Below are 17442 nucleotides of genomic sequence, written 5' to 3' on the forward strand. Positions count from 1 at the left end.
CTCGCGAATGCGATTCGACGGCGCACAGGCGGGCTGGCGCGCAACGCCCCGGCCCGGCTGCACGCTCGACCAGCGCGACTGGCTCACGCGCGGCGGTTCGCTGACCGCGCACCTCGCGCGGCTCGGCAGCGTGAAGGTGCGCGTGACGCGCGAGGCCGTCGACTGTCCGTGGTTCGACGAACCGGACGCCCTCGCCAGTGCGCCGCGCGCGCCGATGTGGGTGCGCGAGGTGATCCTGTCGGTCGACGGCACGCCGTACGTCGCCGCGCACAGCATCGCGCCGCTTGCGGCCAGCAAGGGCGTCTGGCAGGCGATGCGGCGGTTGCGCACGCGACCGCTCGCGGAACTGTTGTACAGCGATCCGCAGGTCGAGCGCTCGGCGCTCGTCAGCCGGCGCGTGATCGCCGGTCATCCGCTGTACACGCTCGCGACCCATGCGTTGCAGGGCGCGCGGGCGCCGCATGCGTTCGCCGCACGGCGCTCGGTGTTTCAGCGGCACGGCAAGCCGTTGATGGTCACCGAGTGCATGCTGCCGGCGCTGTGGCGTCATCTCGATGCGTACGGCGACGGGCCGCGATCCGCCGGGCCGCACGGAGAAGGGTGATGCTGCAAGGCTTTCCGCCGGTCGCCGGGCCGAATACGCATACGATGATTCTCGGCAGCTTTCCCGGCGAGGCGTCGCTCGACGCCGCGCAGTATTACGCGCATCCGCGCAATCAGTTCTGGCGGTTGTTGGGCGCGGTGCTCGGCGAGCCGGGGCTGCATGAGCTCGCGTATGACGTGCGGCTCGAACGCGTGCTTGCGCATGGCATCGGTATCTGGGATGTGCTCGATGCGTGCCATCGCAAAGGCAGTCTCGATTCGGCCATTCGGAATGCGAAGCCGAACGACTTCGCGTCGTTGCGCGAGCATGCGCCGTTGCTGAAGAAGGTGTGTTTCAACGGCAAGACGGCGGGGCGGTTTGCTGAAGTGATCGGCGCCGCCGGTTACGAAACGCTCGTTCTGCCGTCTTCGAGCCCAGCGAATGCGATGCTGTCGTTCGAGCAGAAGCTGGAGCTTTGGCGCCGCATCAGTCTTTGACCGGCAGGTCATCTGCCGCTTTCTGCCTGGACAGAGTTCGAAGGCGTAGCTTGCCGGGCTTCCCATTCGCGTCGCGTCCTGGCCAACTCCTGCGCGAGCAATTCCTCGTCTGGAAGGACCATGTGATATTCGGCGGCGAGCACCTTGTTCGATAACCCCTCGAGAGCGTATCGCGCAATCGCGGCATTGGTCCGAGCACAAAGTATGAGCCCGACCGGCGGATTTTCGCCCGGGAGCGTCCAGTGCTCTTTCGCATAGTTGCAGTACATATGCATCTGGCCGACGTCGGCATGATTCAATTCAGTTAGCTTGAGGTCGATGATGACGAGGCATCGCAAACGCCGGTGAAAGAAGAGCAGGTCCACGCGAAACCAACTGTCGCCGATGCGCAGTCTTCGCTGTCGGCCCACGAACGTGAAGTCGCCACCGAGTTCGAGCAGGAAATCTTCAAGCCGGTGGGTCAACGCCTCCTCAGGCGTCATTGCATCGGAGCTATGCGCGATGCCACCCTCATCGAGCATCGCGCGCTTGTTTTTGGATGCCAGTGCCCGAGTGTAGAACTGGCTGCCGATCTGCCTGTCAAGCTGGCGCACGCTCCAGCCGCCGCGCAACGCCTCGGCTTCGTAAAAGCTGCGCTCTTCGCGCGAACGCGTGCGCCGGATCAGGTGGGCATAGTGCGTCCAGGAAAGCGGAAAACTCTCAGTCAGTTCCTGGAGCGAAAAATTCCGAGTCGGTGATACGGATTTTGTTGCCGGATCCGTTGCCGCAGATTTCCGAATCGGTGATTCGGAAATCGTGGTCGGAGAATAGCTCTGGTAGAACAGTCGCATCAGCTCCAGATTGTCGACCCCGAAGCCGCGCCCGAATCGTCTGGTCAGGTCCGCAGACAATCGGTGCAGGAGCGCGTGCCCATACGCCGCGCGAGCCTCGCCGCCTTGCTCGGATTCGACGATGCGACGGCCGATTTGCCAGTAAGTCGCCGTCATCAGGGCATTGATGCTGCGTGCCGCGGCCTGTCGACCGTGCTCGAGCATCGCGACTACGTCGCTGAGCGTTTTCCGATAGTCATCCTCGGGCACTGTCACGTCGCTCATAGCACCATCGCTCCTTATCACTTGTCATCGTTGAACGTCTTGCCCTTCGGGAGGCCGACCCGTATGCAAGTTCAGGGTTTCGCCGACAGATGAGAGACGCAGGCATGTTCCGAAGTGTAATTCGTTTGAAAGCATGCTCGTCAAGAGCAACAGCGGCAAAACCCTGGAGTCGATGGTCGAAGTCGGCGGGACTGAGGTAGGTGTCAAATCAGCCAGAACCTCAACCCGTTCGAATGATTTCGATGCGCTGCGCGAGCATGCACCATCGCTGAAGCGCGAAGCTAGAAACGCTCGACGCGTACCTCGACCGAATCCCTGTGCACGGTCAGCCGCGTGCGGTCGAGCAGGGCATCCGCGGGTGCGGTGCCGTCCGGGTTCAGCGGCTTCACTTTGTTGAACACCACGGAAATACGCTCCGGCGTGACGGTGACCGACGCGTAACCCTGTGCGTCGTGATCGGCGTGGCACAGATCGGGGTTGTTCGTCATCAGGAAGGTGTCGAGTTTGGCTGGGGTGGCGGCCAGCGACGCAAGCGGCGTGCCGCTCCATGCGGCCTTCAGGTAGGAATAGAAGGACGCGCTGCTGATGCCTGCGCAGACGAAATCGACGGCCACGGGCGTACCTATTGCAGGGTCGGGGTCGTCCCGCACGACGCCACACTGAAACGCATGGAGATCCCCGCTGATCGCGACGACGTTGCGGATCCCCTGCTCGTTCAGGTATGAGAGCAGTTCGTGTTTATGCGCCGGATAGCCATCCCATGCGTCGCAATCGACCACGAGGCGTGCTGCCGGTGTCTTCGGCGCGCCTGGCATCACGGCCCACAGACGGTTCAACATCACCTCGTTGCCCCATACCTTCCAGGTCGCAGGCGAACCCTTCATCGTGGCCTTCCACCATTGCGTCTGCTCCGGGCCGAGCATCGACGGCGGGCGACCAAGTTGCTCGGTATCCCGCGCCTCGTAGCGCTGCAGCACATCCTGCTTGACGAAGTAGCGCGAGCCGGCTGCGTCATCGCCATTGACCGGGTCGTGCCCGTGTGCGCGCGCAGCCGCCGCCTCGCTGACGACATGGTCGTCGCGATACAGTCGCTCGTCCGTCATCACGAGATGCATCAGCAGGCCGAAGCGAAATTCGCGATAGATGCGAATGTTGGTGTACGACGGATTGTCCGGTTCGAACCGCACGTCGCTCCAGTCCACCGGCATGTACTCCGCCCACGCACGACTGGCGTTGCGGCGGCGCTGCGTCTCCTGCCTTTCCTCGTTGGTGTAGACCTGATGATCCTGCCAGCAGTCGTCGGAAAATTCGTGGTCGTCCCATATCGCGATCATCGGCAGGCGCTGGTGCAGCGTCTGCAAGCGCGGGTCGGTGCGATAGGTGCGATAGAGCGTCCGATAGTCTTCGAGCGTCTCAGCGTACACGCTGCCATCGGCGAGAGGCTTTCCGTGTGGCAGGCGCAGCGGAGGATGCGCCGCCTCGACCGCGCCGGGTCTCGAAGCACCGACCGTTTCATAGATGTAATCGCCCACATGCACGACAAAATCGAGATCTCTTTCGGCGGCCAGCAGGCTCATGGCTTGCCAGTGGTTGATGCTCCAGTCCTGGCAGGTGAGCCATGCGAAGCGAACGCGGTTGTTGGCGTCGTTTGCATCCGGAGCCGTGCGCGCGACGCCGGTGGCACTCACGTCGTCGCCGGCGACGAACCGGTAGTGGTACGTGATATTCGGTGAGAGCGCCGTTACTTTCGCGCGCACGGTGAAATCATAGGTGGCGCGTGCGCGCAACGGCACGCTGGCGACGAGCGCCGAGAAATCGGGCCGCGTCGATACTTCGAGCCGTAACGGTACCGTGGGTGCGACGCGTTTTGCGCGGTGCCGCGCGGTTTCAATGACCGGTACGCATCGCGTCCAGAATACGATGGAGCGATCGCGCGGATCACCGCTCGCGACGCCCTGCGGGAACCGATACCGGCCTTTGCGCACTGGTCTGGCAGACCGGGCCGATCGCGGAACACCCAGCGTACCGGCGGCTGCCGCAATCGTGAAAAAGGTCGACGACTTGAGGAAATGGCGGCGATCCATCGATCCTCCCGATCGACATACCATGGATGCCACGAGAGGCGCGTCGCGATGCAGCAGTACGCGATCGCGTCTCTCGCTCTGCAATCTTGCCTCCCGCCGCCGGTCACGAGCGGGCGAATAGTCAAGTTACGACACTACCTCGAAGATCTGCTCGCGAAAAGCCGTTACCCATTCCGTTTCAATGCCGTGAGCCTCGCAGGGTTGCCCTCGTATTCGGCCGCATTGCAAGACGTCGCAGGGCGGGAGCGGCAACAGGACAAACCGAACCTGATGCGACTGCGCCGCAACTCGACTCTACCGGTCAGGGCTTCGCGTCGCCTTGCCTGATGCCCGTGGCCGAGGCCATGCGACTTTGTGCAGCGACGAGTTGATCATCGGTGGTTGCCACCAGCCACAGACGTGCCTGCTTCTCGATCTGGCGGTTGTGGTCCTTCAACGGCCCCATCGCGGCAGCGGCCTTCCAGACCACCGGGCCGATTCGGCTACTCCTGCCCGACGGCGCGCCTACCAGCAGGCAGTAAGGCCCGAGCGGAAGCGATACGTACGGAAGTGCCGGACTGGCGGTCACGCGCCAGTCGATGAAGGGTGTGTCGCAGATCAGCAGCGGCGTGGGCAAGCCGTAGAGCACACTGAAATCGTACAACGCCAGCTGCTCTCGCATGCCGACGTAAGTTCGCCGGATGTCGTCGACAACCGCCGCGCGGATCTCGTCCTCGAACATCGGTTCCTGCGCGTAGCGGGCCAATGCGTTTCGAGCCTCCCATTGATACGCGCTGAACAGGCCGATCTCCACGCAATCCTGCACTGCGCGCTGAACCTCCGCGACAGAACCGGCTTCCCCGGGCGTGCCCAACTGCGCAGCCCGCAGAAAGCGCGCGAGTCCCGCCTCATGGATCGCAGGGCCCTCCGCGGATGCGTCGTCGTCAGCGTCCTTGCCCAGCGGCACGTAGGTATATTGCTCGGCAGCGAAATGCGACTTCTTGCCTTCGTCGAACTTGATTGCGCCGTCGACGCAGTCGAGATAGCGAGTCCCGATTCGACCGTGCTCCCAAACCCAGTTTTTCAGGAACGGACGGAGTGGATGGAGTCTGTCGTGATCGGCCATTGAACCTCCAAGTTTTCCCGGTATGGGTCATTCCAGCAACTCGCCGCACACTGCGCGCCGTCGCGGGGGCCCGCGCTGCCGACGTGGTCGGCGAGGCCGGGTACGACACGTTCGTGCTGCCTTGGTCGAGCCCGGCGAATGCGATGCTGTCGTTCGAGCGGAAGCTGGAACTCTGGCGTCGAATGATGCTTTGATCGAGCGGGCTGCCGGCAGCATGTGCGGCCAGCGCATCGAAGCGATCGGAACGACGCAGTCGTCACGCTGCAAATACGACTTCGATGTGCCCCTCGGCTTCCGACCGACGGTCGGGCCCGACGACAATCTGCACGTCGCGTCCGAGCTTCGCCAGACATTCGAGCATCTTCGTTTCGCTCACGCCGCGGAACTGCCCGCGCAGCATGTTCGACAGCTTCGGCTGAGGGATGCCGAGCAATCGTGCCGCGTGCTGCTGCGTCCAGTTGCGCGCCTTGATGATTTCCGCGATCTTCGCCGCGAGTTGGGCCTTCACCCGCATTTCATCGGCATCGCGCATGCCCAGATCAGCGTAGACGTTCCCGCTGCCCTGTTCGATTTCGATCATCGCCTTTCTCCTTGTGCGTGTGCTTCGGCCGCTTTCAGGCGTTCGCGGACGAGGGCGCTGTCCGGCCTGGGTGTCGCGATGCCGCACGACGACTTCTTCTGGAAACAGTGCAGCACGTAGACGCTGTTTCCAAGCTTCACCGTGTAGACCGCGCGGTACGTGCCGTTGTCTTCCGATTCCACGATCTCCAGCACGCCTGCCGATCCGAATCCCTTCAAGGGCTTGGCCTGATCGTGCTTGCGCCCCGTCTGCGCCAGATACAGCGCATAACCGAGCGTGTCCTGCACGGCTTCGGGCATTGCCTTCAAGTCCTTGCGCTCCGAGCCGAGCCAGTACAGCGGTTTGATGTATGGATCCATCGATGAATTTATCCCTATTTGGGTATATTTTCAAGGGCCGCGGAGGAATTCGGCGCGGCCGATCGAATGCGGTGTCAGGAGCGGGGCAGCGGGCGGTGACCACCCACGGGCGGTGCCGGTTCAGCAGTCGGGTGCCGCCGACGGGAAACGCGATGCGAACGCTTGGCCGGGCGGCCGTTGCTTCACATTGTTGCGTCGCGTTGAGAGTCGAGACAATTCAGCCGTTCGACAGAGCGCTGTCGCGGCGTATCGAAAACGGAAGGAAGGGCGTTGCTGACGAACCGCGACCGCATGGCTTGCGTGTCGCGTCGAGGCTCAATCGTCGTCGCCCCATCGCCAGCGGGGCTTCTCGCCCTTGAGCCAGCAAATGGCAGTCAGCAGTGCGACCAACACCACGACACAGGCGGCGTACGCCACCGGCGACCGATGCGGCGGAACGAGCCATCCACTCGCGATGACTCCGATCGCGAACAGCAGCAGCACGACCCACCCCTGCCATGCGACCGGCAAACCCCATCCCCATCCATAGCGCTTCGCGGGAAACCAGAGCTTCTTGTCGTTCGAGGTCATGTGATTCCTCGTCGTCAGTGGTAGTCGCTTTCTCGCTGGTGACGAACTGCCAGGATCGTCACGGTGCGGCTGTCATCGATCTCGAATAATGCGACGCAGCCGGATGCGCCGAATGGAATGATCAGTTCACGGAGAAACGGCATGGACGGATGAACTTTGCGGCAGGTGAACGGCGACGATTCGAGTGTGGCGATTCCGGACGTTATGGCCACCAACGCGCGTTCAGCCACTTCCACCTCCGCATCGTCACGGTCGACGACGAAACCATAAAGCCGGTCCAGATCGTCCGATGCGGCGGACGTAAAGCGAACCGTATACGTCATCGAGTCTGTCGCTTCCTGTCACGCAGCGTATCGAGTCGTCGCGCCAGTCGTTCCAGCACTTCGGCCGAAGATACGTACTCGCCGGTCCGTCGAGCCTCGTCGCGCGACGCGATACCACGCGCAATGAATTCGCTTTGAAGACGCCGACGCTCGATGCCTTCGCGAATCGATTGCTCGACGAAGCTCGACAGCGTTTCGCCTTCCTGAAGGACATTCTCGGCGGCCTCGCGCAATTCCGGTTCGACGCGCACAGACGGAAAAGTCGCAGTTTTCATCGTGACCTCTTTTGCATCGCAATTGCGATACATTGTCGCGCACGCCCATGTCGCCTGCAAGTTGCCCGAATGGCTGGTCGACCGACGCGCGCGCCGCCGGCGGCCCGATCCTCACCAATGCTATCCTCTCGTCCGCTCATCCAGCCTCATCCAGCCTCATCCAGCATTACCCAGCGAGATTCAACATGACCCGACTGATCAAGCGCGCGTCCGCCGAGGCGCGCGCGTTCAAGCAACGCAAGGCGTCCGCCTACAACGGTTCCGAAAAGCTCCAGCCGGCGCGCTTGAAGCGCCGCCCGGAGATCGACGAACACGACGACGTGCCCGTCCTCGACGCGCCGCGCAAGCCGCGCTTCGCGCCCGTCACGTTCTCGGAAGAGCGCGGCGTGCGCTTCCTGCACTTCGGTACCGAATGGGTGCAGGGCGCGATGCGGATCTCGAAGCCGCTCCACATCGAACTCGAATACGCGCAGCAGATGATGGCGTGGCTGCTGTTTCTCGAAACGCCCGAGCGGATCGTCCAGCTCGGGCTCGGCACCGGCGCACTGACCAAGTTCTCGCATCGCTTCCTGCCGCACGCGAAGGTCGAGGCCGTCGAACTGAACCCGGCCGTGATCGTCGCCGCGCGCACGATGTTCGCGCTGCCGCCCGATGACGATCGCCTCGTCGTGCACGAAGCCGACGCGTGGGACTTCGTCAACGATCCGGCCAACCGCGGCACGGCGGGCGCGCTGCAGATCGACCTGTACGACGCGACCGCGCGCGGCCCGGTGCTCGACAGCGTCGCGTTCTACCGCGCGGTGCGCGGCTGCCTGTCGGAAGCGGGCATCGCGACGATCAACCTGTTCGGCGACCATCCGAGCTTCGTGCGCAACATGAAGCACCTGAACGCGGCGTTCGACCATCGCGTGATCGCGCTGCCGGAAGTGCACGACGGCAACCGGATCGCGATCGCGTTCTCGGGCCCGGCACTCGACGTGTCGTTCGAGCAGCTGAATGCGCGCGCGAAGCTGATCGAGGACACGCTGAAGCTGCCCGCACGCAAGTGGGTGAAAGCTTTGAAAGAAACGACCGGCGCCCGCGAATCCTCGTTCGCGATCTGACGCTCATGCGTCGGCCGCATGCCGGCGCAACCGCGCGACTAGGGGCGGATCACCTCGGGTTCGCCCCCGCTTGACCGCGCGCTCGCGGCTCCTATACTTGCGCGAAGCCAGGGGAGCCGCAGCTTACCCGTTTTGCCGCTCCTCTCGCCGCCGTACCCGCGTAACAAGATCGATAACCGGGAAAGATGAGGAGACGTCATGGCTCACGATGCCGACGCCAATCGGGCCGCCAAGCGCTGGCTCTGGCTGCTGGTGCTGCCGCTGATCGCGATGGTGTGGGTGCCGTCGTACAGCAAGATCGAACCGCAATGGCTGGGATTTCCGTTCTTCTATTGGTACCAGTTGCTATGGGTGTTCATTAGCGCGGTGATCACCGCGTTCGTCTACTACAAGACCAAGAACGCGTGGAAGTCGAGCGGCTCGCAGGGAGGTGCACGATGAATCTCGGCGCTACCTTCGTCTTCGTCCTGCTGTTCATCGGCGTCACCATCCTCGGCTTTCTCGCCGCGAACTGGCGGCGCGGCGATCTCGCCCACCTCGACGAATGGGGCCTCGGCGGCCGCCGCTTCGGCACGATCGTCACGTGGTTCCTGCTCGGCGGCGACCTCTATACGGCGTACACGTTCGTCGCGGTGCCCGCGCTCGTGTTCGGCGCCGGCGCGATGGGCTTCTTCGCGCTGCCCTATACGATCCTGATCTATCCGTTCGCGTTCGTCGTGTTCCCGAAGCTGTGGAGCATCGCGAAGCGCCACGGCTACGTGACGGCCGCCGACTTCGTGAACGCACGCTACGGCAGCCGGATGCTCGCGCTCGCGATCGCGGTGACGGGGATCCTCGCGACGATGCCGTACATCGCGCTGCAGCTGGTCGGCATCGAGGTCGTGATCGGCGCGCTCGGTTTCGATACGACGGGCTTCATCGGCGACCTGCCGCTCATCATCGCATTCGCGATTCTCGCCGCGTACACGTACACGTCGGGGCTGCGCGCGCCCGCGATGATCGCGATCGTGAAGGATGTGCTGATCTACATCACGATCGCCGCGGCGGTCATCGTGATTCCCGCGAAGCTCGGCGGCTTCGGGCACATCTTCTCGACCGTGCCGCCGGCCAAGTTGCTGCTGAAGGCGCCGGACGCAATGAGCCTGAACGGCTACAGCGCGTACGCGACGCTCGCGATCGGCTCCGCGCTCGCGCTGTTCCTGTATCCGCACTCGGTCACGGCGATCCTGTCGTCGGCGTCGGGCAACTCGATCCGCCGCAACATGGCGATGCTGCCCGCGTACTCGTTCGTGCTCGGCCTGCTCGCGCTGCTCGGCTACATGGCGCTGGCGTCGGGCGTGAAGGACATGCCGCAGTACGCGCCGTACTTCAAGGCGTTCGGCCCGAACTTCGCGGTGCCCGCGTTGTTCCTCGAGTACTTCCCGTCGTGGTTCGTCGGCGTCGCGTTCGCGGCGATCGGGATCGGCGCGCTGGTGCCGGCGGCGATCATGTCGATCGCGGCCGCGAACCTGTACACACGCAACATCCATCGCGAGTTCGTGAACCGCAACATGTCGCACGATCAGGAGACGCACGTCGCGAAGCTCGTGTCGCTGATCGTGAAGGTCGGTGCGGTGGCGTTCATCCTCGGGCTGCCGCTGACCTACGCGATCCAGCTGCAACTGCTCGGCGGCATCTGGATCATCCAGACGCTGCCCGCGATCGTGCTCGGCCTGTACACACGCGTGCTCGACCATCGCGGCCTGCTGGCCGGCTGGGCGGCAGGCATCGTGTGCGGCACGTGGATGGCGGTCTCGCTGAAGCTGGCCAGTTCGATCTTCACGATCCACCTGTTCGGTCTCGCGATCCCCGGCTACGCGGCCGTCTGGTCGCTGATCGTGAACCTGGTGGTGTCGGTGGTCGTGAGCGTGCTGGTGCGCGCGATCGGCATGGCGCATGCGGAGGATCGCACGCGGCCGGAGGATTATCTCGACGTCGTCGAGAGCTGATGCGGGCGGCGCGGCCTCGGGGCGCGCGCCGTACGCCGTCCGGCAATGAAAACGCCCGCCACTTCGCAGTGGCGGGCGTTTTCGTTCGCGTCAGCCCTGTGCGCGTTTCGCGAGATCCTCGCGCTGCGACAGGTCCTCGACGTTGACCATCCAGTGCACGCCGAAACGATCCTTCGCCATCCCGAAGCCGAGCGCCCAGAACGTCTTGCCGAACGGCATCGTCACTTCGCCGCCGTCGGCGAGCGCATTGAACAGCTTCTGGCCTTCCTCGACCGTCGCCGGGTTCAGCGACAGCGAGTAGCCGGCGTGCGCGGCGCCGGCCGGCTGGCTGCAGTCGCCGTCCGAGCACATGATCATCGAGTCGCCGATCGTGAAGCTCGCGTGCATCACCTTGTCCGCCATTTCCGGCGACATCGGGTAATCGGGGTTTGGCGGCGCATCCTTGAAATGCATCTTGAACATCGTCTTCGCGCCGAGCGCCTTTTCGTAGAACTGAAGGGCCTCGTCCGCACGGCCGTAGAACGTCAGATACGGTTGGACTTGCATCGTTGTCTCCTGTTGACCGGGCCGGCGTGTCGGTGCCGGATCGGGTGCTTCGAAGATTGACCGGGAAGAGCGCGCGGGATGCGGCCGCCGCACTCGTGACGTGGATTGTAGTGCGCGCGCTTGACGATCGAATGAAAAATAAAAACGGCCGCGAACACGAAGTTCGCGGCCGTTCATCGCACTTGCTGACGGCTGTTGTCAGGCTTGCTGACAGTGCAGCTGACAGTCCACCTGAAGGCGTTCAGCCTTCAGTGCCGTGTCGTTCAGCGCAGCGCGTCGATCAGCTTCTCGAGCTTCACCGCATCGGCGGCGAACACGCGGATGCCTTCGGACAGCTTCTCCGTCGCCATCGCTTCGTCGTTCAGCTGGAAGCGGAACGATGCTTCGTCGATCGCGACGCGCTCGGTCGGCTTGTCGTGCAGCGCGTCCGGCGACAGCTTGCGCGCCACCGTGTCGTTGCTGTCGTGCAGCTTCTGCAGCAGGTCGGGGCTGATCGTCAGCAGGTCGCAGCCGGCGAGCTCGATGATCTGGCTCGTCGTGCGGAAGCTGGCGCCCATCACTTCGGTGTTGTAGCCGAACGTCTTGTAGTACGTGTAGATGCGGCGCACCGACTGCACGCCCGGATCGTTCGCGCCGCCGTCCTTCGCTTCATCCCAGTCGGCACCGGCCTGCTTCTTGTACCAGTCGTAGATGCGGCCGACGAACGGCGAGATCAGTTGCGCACCGGCTTCCGCGCACGCGGCGGCCTGCACGAGCGAGAAAAGCAGGGTCATGTTGCACTTGATCCCTTCCTTCTGCAGCACGTCGGCCGCACGGATGCCCTCCCAGGTCGACGCGAGCTTGATCAGGATGCGTTCGCGCCCGATGCCGGCGGCTTCGTACAGCTTGATGAGCTCGCGACCCTTGTCGATCGAGCGCTGCGTGTCGAACGACAGGCGCGCGTCGACCTCGGTCGACACGCGGCCCGGGATCAGCTTCAGGATCTCGGTGCCGAATGCGATCAGCAGGCGGTCGATGATGAAATCGGTGCTTTCGTTGCGGTGATCGCGGACGGTTTTCTCGAGGATCGGCTTGTACGCATCCTTCTGGACGGCCTTCAGGATCAGCGACGGGTTCGTGGTCGCGTCCTGAGGCTTGTATTGCGCAAGCTGCTGGAAATCGCCCGTGTCGGCGACGACGGTCGTGTACTGCTTCAGCTGGTCGAGTGCGGTAGTCATGGCGATTCGGGAGGAGGGCGCGGGGCGCCTGGGTTCTCACGGGCCGCGCGAGCGCGGCAGCGAAGCGAGGCGGCGCCGGGCACCGCCTGCGATCCACTATTTTAGGCCCGATTCGCGTCGCGCACGTTTTGGCGTGCCTTTTGCAGGGCACGCGCGTGCGATGCGGCCTACGCGGGGCGCCGCGCGTTCAGGATCACCTGCGTGACGATCCCCGCGACGAGCCCCCAGAACGCCGAGCCGATCGACAGCAGCGTGAGGCCCGACGCGGTGACCATGAACGTGACGAGCGCCGCTTCGCGCTGCTTCACGTCCTGCATCGCGTTCGCGAGGCCGCTCATGATCGAGCCGAACAGCGCGAGCGCGGCGACCGACACGACGAGCGCCTTCGGCAGCGCGGCGAACAGCGCGGCGATCGTCGCGCCGAAGATCCCGGCGATCAGGTAGAACGTGCCGCACCACACGGCGGCCGTGTAGCGCTTCGCGTGATCTTCGTGCGCTTCCGGGCCCGTGCAGATCGCGGCCGTGATGGCCGCGAGGTTCACGCCGTGCGAGCCGAACGGCGCGAGCAGCAGCGACGCGAGGCCGGTGGTCGCGATCAGCGGCGACGACGGCGTGGAATAGCCGTCCGCGCGCAGCACCGCGATGCCCGGCACGTTCTGCGACGCCATCGCGACGACGAACAGCGGAATGCCGATGCTGACGATCGACGCGATCGAGAGCGCGGGCATGGTGAACACGGGCCTGGCGAGCGCGATGTGGAAATGGCTGAAGTCGAGCAGGCCGAGGCCGCCCGCGACCGCGGTGCCGACGATCAACGTCGTGACGATCGCATAGCGCGGCGCGAGCCGCTTGACGATCAGGTACGTGAAGAACATCGCGAGCACGAGCGCGGTCTGGAACTGCGCGGCACGGAAGATCTCGATGCCGATCTCGAACAGGATGCCCGCGAGCAGCGCGGCCGCGATGCCGGCCGGAATGCGCTTCATCAGCGTGTCGAACAGCCCGCTCACGCCGATGGCGGTCAGCAGCAGCGCGCACACGACGAACGCGCCGATCGCCTCCGGATACGGCACGCCGGGCAGCGACGCGATCAGCAGCGCGGCGCCGGGCGTCGACCACGCGACGACGACGGGCGCGCGAAAGCGCAGCGACAGGCCGATCGTCGTCAGCGCCATGCCAATCGACAGCGCCCAGATCCACGACGAGATCTGCGCATCGGTCAGGTGCGCGGCGCGGCCGGCCTGGAACATCAGCACGAGCGAACTCGTGTAACCGGTCATCATCGCGACGAAGCCGGCGACGAGCGTCGAGACGGACGTATCGGCGAAAAAGCGACGGCCGCCGGCGCGGCCAGCGCTCACGGTGGGCGAAGGGTTCATGCTATCTCCGGGGAAAGGCCGCTCCGATGCGGCCTTCGTGTCTGCAGGGTGGGTTCGTTACTTGCTGAGTGCGCGCATCGCGGTTTCGAGACCCGCGAGCGTCAGTGGATACATGCGCTGACCGAGCACGTCGCGAATGATCGAGACCGATTGCCGGTATTCCCATAGCCGCTCGGGCTCGGGGTTCAGCCATGCATGGTGGGGGAACTGGTCGGCGAGGCGGCGCAGCCAGACGGCGCCGGCTTCCGGATTGTTGTATTCGACCGAGCCGCCGGGCTGCAGCACCTCGTACGGGCTCATCGTCGCGTCGCCGACGAAGATCAGCTTGTAGTCGGGCGTGAACTTGTGCAGCACGTCCCACGTCGCGGTGCGCTCGGAGTGACGGCGGCGGTTGTTCTTCCACAGGTGGTCGTACACGCAGTTGTGGAAGTAGTAGAACTCGAGATGCTTGAACTCGGCCTTCGCGGCCGAGAACAGCTCTTCGGTGCGCTTGATGTGGTCGTCCATCGAGCCGCCGACGTCGAGCAGCATCAGCACCTTCACGTTGTTGTGACGCTCGGGCACCATCCGCAGGTCGAGCCAGCCGGCGTTCGCGGCCGTGCTGCGGATCGTGCCGGGCAGGTCGAGCTCCTCGGCCGCGCCTTCGCGCGCGAAGCGGCGCAGGCGTCGCAACGCCACCTTGATGTTGCGCGTGCCGATCTCGACCGAATCGTCGTAGTCGCGATACGCGCGCGCCTCCCACACCTTGACCGCGGTGCGGTTGCCGTTCGACGGGCCGCCGATGCGCACGCCTTCCGGGTTGTAGCCGCCGTGCCCGAACGGCGACGTGCCGCCGGTGCCGATCCACTTGTTGCCGCCTTCGTGGCGTTCCTTCTGCTCGTCGAGCAGTGCCTTCAGGCGCTCCATCAGCTTGTCGAGCCCGCCCATCGCGTCGATCTGCGCCTTTTCCTCCGGCGACAGCTCGCGCTCGAGACGCTTCTCGAGCCAGTCGAGCGGAATGTCGAACGCTTCGGACGGCAGCGCGGACACGCCGTGGAAATACGCGCCGAACGCCTGGTCGAACTTGTCGAAATACTGTTCGTCCTTGACGAGCGTCATCCGCGCGAGGAAGTAGAACGCGTCGATCGACGGCGAGATCAGCCCGGCCTTCAGCGATTCGAGCAGCGTCAGGTATTCCTTCACCGAGACGGGCAGCCTGGCTGCGCGCAGCGCGTAGAAGAAATTGAGCAGCATGGCCGGGCCTTCGCGGGTGGGTTACCGGTTGTGCCGGTTCATGTAGACGAGCCGCTCGAGCAGGCTCAGATCCTGCTCGTTCTTCAGCAGCGCGCCGGCGAGCGGCGGCACGATCTGCTTCGCGTCGGCACTGCGCAGCGCGTCGGCCGGGATGTTCTCGGCGAGCAGCAGCTTCAGCCAGTCGAGCAGTTCGGACGTCGACGGCTTCTTCTTCAGCCCCGACACCGTGCGCAATTCGAAGAAACTCTGCAGCGCCGCGTGCAGCAGTTCTTCGCGAATGTTCGGGAAGTGGACCGCGACGATCTTCTGCATCGTCGCCGCGTCGGGGAACTGGATGTAGTGGAAGAAGCAGCGGCGCAGGAACGCGTCGGGCAGCTCCTTCTCGTTGTTCGACGTGATGATCACGAGCGGACGGTGCTTCGCACGCACGGTTTCGCGCGTCTCGTACACGTGGAATTCCATCCGGTCGAGCTCACGCAGCAGGTCGTTCGGGAATTCGATGTCGGCCTTGTCGATCTCGTCGATCAGCAGCACGGTCGGGCGCTCGGCGTCGAACGCCTGCCACAGCACGCCCTTCACGATGTAGTTCGCGATGTCCTTCACGCGCGCGTCGCCGAGCTGCGAGTCGCGCAGCCGCGATACGGCGTCGTACTCGTACAGCCCCTGCTGCGCCTTCGTGGTCGACTTGATATGCCACTGCAGCAGCGGCATGTCGAGCGCGGCGGCCACTTCCTCGGCGAGCATGGTCTTGCCGGTGCCGGGCTCGCCCTTGATCAGCAGCGGGCGCTGCAGCGTCAGCGCGGCGTTGACGGCGAGCTTCAGATCGTCGGTCGCGACGTAGTGCGAGGATCCTTCGAAACGCATGGCGGCGCTCTTCTTTAATCGCAAAAAAACCCAGTATAAGTCAGAAGGGCTGTCCGGTTGGGCCGCGCCCGCGTATCGTTGCGGGGTTGCGGCGGGACGGACCCCGGGGCGCCATGTGGACGCATTCCCCGCCGACGCGGTACAATCTGGCCGTTTTTTTTGGCCTGCGTGGCGATCCGATAAGCAATACGGCGCGGGCCGTTGCCGCTTCGGCGCCAGTTTCCCCTCAAGCTAGGTTACAAGAGCTATGAACAAATTCGTCGGCAAACACGTCGTTGTCGCAGCGCTCGTGGCGCTCGCGGGCAGCGCGCAGGCGGCCGGTGTGGTCGGCAACCCGAAGGACGGGGCAGGCAAGGCCGCCATGTGCATCGGTTGCCACGGCATCCAGGATTACCGCGCGGCGTACCCGGAGGTCTACCGGGTGCCCGTCCTCGGCGGCCAGAACCAGCAATACCTCGAGAACGCGCTGAAGGCCTACCGCAAGAAGGATCGTCACTTCCCGTCGATGAACGCGATCGCCGGTTCGCTGACGGATCAGGACATCGCGGATCTGGCGGCCTACTACGCCGCCCAGAAGGCCGACACGAAGGACAATCCCTACAAGTAAAGCGCGCGCCGCCGATTCTTACCGGCGGGACAGGAGCATTCATGAACAACGCATTCAAGACGGCGGCGGTTGCACTGGTGGCCGGCCTCGCGATCGGTACCGCGCATGCGGCGGACACCTCGAAGGGCAAGGAGCTGGTCGAATCGCACAACTGCGCGGCCTGCCACGGCGCGCAGCTGAACAAGCCGATCAACGCCGAGTATCCGCGCCTCGCGGGCCAGCACGCCGACTACCTCGTGTGGGCGATGCGCCAGTACCAGATGGGGCTGACGAACCCGCTGCTCGGTCGCAACAACGCGATCATGCAGGCGCAGGTGCAGAACCTGTCGGTCAGCGACATGAAGGACATCGCGGCCTACATCGAGTCGCTGAAAGAGACCGATCTCGTCTTCAAGAAGTAAGCGCGCCGGGCCTTGCCGGTCCGTGCAGCCAGAATACCCCGGTCGGCGGGGTATTTTTTTGTCCGGTGCGTGCGGGTGCCGGTCGCCGGTCGCCCGGTTGCTCAGTCGCGCGACGCGCGGCGCAGGATGCGCTGCAGGTATGCGTCCGTATCGGGCGGCGTGCCGGTGCGCTGCGCTTCCCAGATCGTCTCGCCGAGGCATTCCATGATCACGTGCTGCGCGTCGTGGGGCGAGTCGAGCTTCGCGGCCAGCTTGTCGTGCGCGGCGCGGATGCCGGGCGGCTGGTCGATCGACAGTTGCTCGCTGATCGCGAGGTGCATCGACAGGTGCAGGAACGGGTTCGTGCGACCTTCCTCGGGCGTGTAGTTGCGCGCGGCGGCGCTGTCGGCGTCCGCGAGGTCGTCGTGATATTCGGGGTGCTCGACGATCCAGTCGGCGGCCATCGCTTCCAGCGGCGTCAGGATCTCGCCTGCGCGCTGCTTGCGCCAGGTCTCGGTGAAAAAGCGACGGACTTCGTCGCGACTCGGATTGAACATGGTGGGGAAACGTCGTGAATCGGGCGGCGTCATGCCGCGTAGGGCATTGTACGCCGGGTCGGCGTGCGGTGCTGGCGGCGGCCCGCGCATCGGCGCAA

At 64.5% G+C, this 17442-nt stretch carries 21 protein-coding genes and 1 pseudogene; 8 read left to right on the top strand and 14 right to left on the bottom strand.

Going from position 1 to position 17442, the window contains the following annotated elements:
• Positions 1-7 precede the first annotated feature (7 nt).
• Positions 8-604, top strand: coding sequence for a chorismate lyase (locus C7H84_RS34375; protein WP_121862965.1), 597 nt, complete (start codon positions 8-10; stop codon positions 602-604).
• Positions 604-1080 (top strand): DNA-deoxyinosine glycosylase, encoded by a 477-nt coding sequence (locus C7H84_RS34380; RefSeq protein WP_121862966.1) that lies wholly within the window; start codon positions 604-606, stop codon positions 1078-1080. The genes C7H84_RS34375 and C7H84_RS34380 overlap by 1 nt, the downstream gene beginning before the upstream one ends.
• Before the next feature lie 8 nt (positions 1081-1088).
• On the opposite strand, the gene C7H84_RS34385 is transcribed toward C7H84_RS34380, so the two are convergent.
• The 3 genes from C7H84_RS34385 to C7H84_RS34395 all read right to left on the bottom strand — a co-directional run bounded on the left by C7H84_RS34385 (position 1089) and on the right by C7H84_RS34395 (position 5363).
• Positions 1089-2174 carry a PDDEXK nuclease domain-containing protein gene (locus C7H84_RS34385; RefSeq protein WP_121862967.1) on the bottom strand — a complete coding sequence of 362 codons (1086 nt, stop codon included), beginning with the start codon at positions 2172-2174 and terminating at the stop codon, positions 1089-1091.
• A 281-nt stretch (positions 2175-2455) separates the two neighbouring features.
• Entirely contained in the window at positions 2456-4258 is a 1803-nt protein-coding gene (locus C7H84_RS34390; protein ID WP_121862968.1) for an alkaline phosphatase D family protein, read from the bottom strand.
• 301 nt (positions 4259-4559) lie between these two features.
• Positions 4560-5363 carry a hypothetical protein gene (locus C7H84_RS34395; protein ID WP_121862969.1) on the bottom strand — a complete coding sequence of 268 codons (804 nt, stop codon included), beginning with the start codon at positions 5361-5363 and terminating at the stop codon, positions 4560-4562.
• Between the two features lie 71 nt (positions 5364-5434).
• Here C7H84_RS34395 and C7H84_RS34400 point away from each other — a divergent pair.
• Positions 5435-5557 (top strand): annotated as a pseudogene (locus C7H84_RS34400) (DNA-deoxyinosine glycosylase); the annotation flags it as partial.
• A gap of 62 nt (positions 5558-5619) precedes the next feature.
• Here C7H84_RS34400 and C7H84_RS34405 read toward each other — a convergent pair.
• From C7H84_RS34405 to C7H84_RS34425, 5 genes are all read right to left on the bottom strand, one after another.
• Positions 5620-5943 (bottom strand): helix-turn-helix transcriptional regulator, encoded by a 324-nt coding sequence (locus tag C7H84_RS34405; protein ID WP_121862970.1) that lies wholly within the window; start codon positions 5941-5943, stop codon positions 5620-5622.
• Positions 5940-6302 (bottom strand): type II toxin-antitoxin system RelE/ParE family toxin, encoded by a 363-nt coding sequence (locus C7H84_RS34410; RefSeq protein ID WP_162999485.1) that lies wholly within the window; start codon positions 6300-6302, stop codon positions 5940-5942. Before C7H84_RS34410 ends, C7H84_RS34405 begins: the two co-directional genes overlap by 4 nt.
• Positions 6303-6617: 315 nt before the next feature.
• Positions 6618-6872, bottom strand: coding sequence for a hypothetical protein (locus C7H84_RS34415; protein ID WP_121862972.1), 255 nt, complete (start codon positions 6870-6872; stop codon positions 6618-6620).
• A 14-nt stretch (positions 6873-6886) separates the two neighbouring features.
• Positions 6887-7195 carry a type II toxin-antitoxin system RelE/ParE family toxin gene (locus C7H84_RS34420; protein WP_121862973.1) on the bottom strand — a complete coding sequence of 103 codons (309 nt, stop codon included), beginning with the start codon at positions 7193-7195 and terminating at the stop codon, positions 6887-6889.
• Positions 7192-7470 (bottom strand): YlcI/YnfO family protein, encoded by a 279-nt coding sequence (locus C7H84_RS34425; protein ID WP_121863002.1) that lies wholly within the window; start codon positions 7468-7470, stop codon positions 7192-7194. The genes C7H84_RS34420 and C7H84_RS34425 overlap by 4 nt, the downstream gene beginning before the upstream one ends.
• 185 nt (positions 7471-7655) lie before the next feature.
• Between C7H84_RS34425 and C7H84_RS34430 the strand changes: the two genes are divergently transcribed.
• From C7H84_RS34430 to C7H84_RS34440, 3 genes are all read left to right on the top strand, one after another.
• Entirely contained in the window at positions 7656-8573 is a 918-nt protein-coding gene (locus C7H84_RS34430) for a spermidine synthase (protein ID WP_121862974.1), read from the top strand.
• A 198-nt stretch (positions 8574-8771) separates the two neighbouring features.
• Positions 8772-9014: a DUF3311 domain-containing protein gene (locus C7H84_RS34435; protein WP_121862975.1), complete on the top strand. Its 243-nt coding sequence runs from the start codon at positions 8772-8774 to the stop codon at positions 9012-9014.
• Positions 9011-10561 (top strand): sodium:solute symporter family protein, encoded by a 1551-nt coding sequence (locus C7H84_RS34440; protein ID WP_121862976.1) that lies wholly within the window; start codon positions 9011-9013, stop codon positions 10559-10561. Before C7H84_RS34435 ends, C7H84_RS34440 begins: the two co-directional genes overlap by 4 nt.
• 90 nt (positions 10562-10651) lie before the next feature.
• Here the strand turns inward: C7H84_RS34440 and C7H84_RS34445 are convergent, their stop codons facing one another.
• The 5 genes from C7H84_RS34445 to C7H84_RS34465 all read right to left on the bottom strand — a co-directional run bounded on the left by C7H84_RS34445 (position 10652) and on the right by C7H84_RS34465 (position 15800).
• Entirely contained in the window at positions 10652-11107 is a 456-nt protein-coding gene (locus C7H84_RS34445) for a VOC family protein (protein WP_121862977.1), read from the bottom strand.
• Positions 11108-11370: 263 nt separating this feature from the next.
• Positions 11371-12324 (bottom strand): transaldolase, encoded by a 954-nt coding sequence (gene tal / locus C7H84_RS34450; protein ID WP_121862978.1) that lies wholly within the window; start codon positions 12322-12324, stop codon positions 11371-11373.
• Positions 12325-12491: 167 nt separating this feature from the next.
• Complete coding sequence (locus C7H84_RS34455) at positions 12492-13703, bottom strand: benzoate/H(+) symporter BenE family transporter (protein WP_121862979.1); 1212 nt, start codon at positions 13701-13703, stop codon at positions 12492-12494.
• 57 nt (positions 13704-13760) lie between these two features.
• Positions 13761-14936: a VWA domain-containing protein gene (locus C7H84_RS34460; protein WP_121862980.1), complete on the bottom strand. Its 1176-nt coding sequence runs from the start codon at positions 14934-14936 to the stop codon at positions 13761-13763.
• 21 nt (positions 14937-14957) lie between these two features.
• Positions 14958-15800 (bottom strand): MoxR family ATPase, encoded by an 843-nt coding sequence (locus C7H84_RS34465; protein ID WP_121862981.1) that lies wholly within the window; start codon positions 15798-15800, stop codon positions 14958-14960.
• A gap of 247 nt (positions 15801-16047) precedes the next feature.
• On the opposite strand from C7H84_RS34465, the gene C7H84_RS34470 reads away from it, so the two are divergent.
• Together C7H84_RS34470 and C7H84_RS34475 are read left to right on the top strand one after the other, a co-directional pair.
• The gene (locus C7H84_RS34470; protein WP_006754446.1) at positions 16048-16407 is read left to right on the top strand and encodes a c-type cytochrome; all 360 of its coding nucleotides are present in this window, start codon (positions 16048-16050) and stop codon (positions 16405-16407) included.
• Positions 16408-16448: 41 nt separating this feature from the next.
• Positions 16449-16808: a cytochrome c gene (locus C7H84_RS34475; RefSeq protein WP_121862982.1), complete on the top strand. Its 360-nt coding sequence runs from the start codon at positions 16449-16451 to the stop codon at positions 16806-16808.
• 101 nt (positions 16809-16909) lie between these two features.
• Here C7H84_RS34475 and C7H84_RS34480 read toward each other — a convergent pair whose 3' ends face one another.
• Positions 16910-17344, bottom strand: coding sequence for a DUF1841 family protein (locus tag C7H84_RS34480; protein WP_121862983.1), 435 nt, complete (start codon positions 17342-17344; stop codon positions 16910-16912).
• Positions 17345-17442: the final 98 nt, after the last annotated feature.

Origin of the sequence: Burkholderia sp. Nafp2/4-1b, assembly GCF_003635165.1 — a bacterium.
Taxonomy (GTDB): Bacteria; Pseudomonadota; Gammaproteobacteria; order Burkholderiales; family Burkholderiaceae; genus Burkholderia.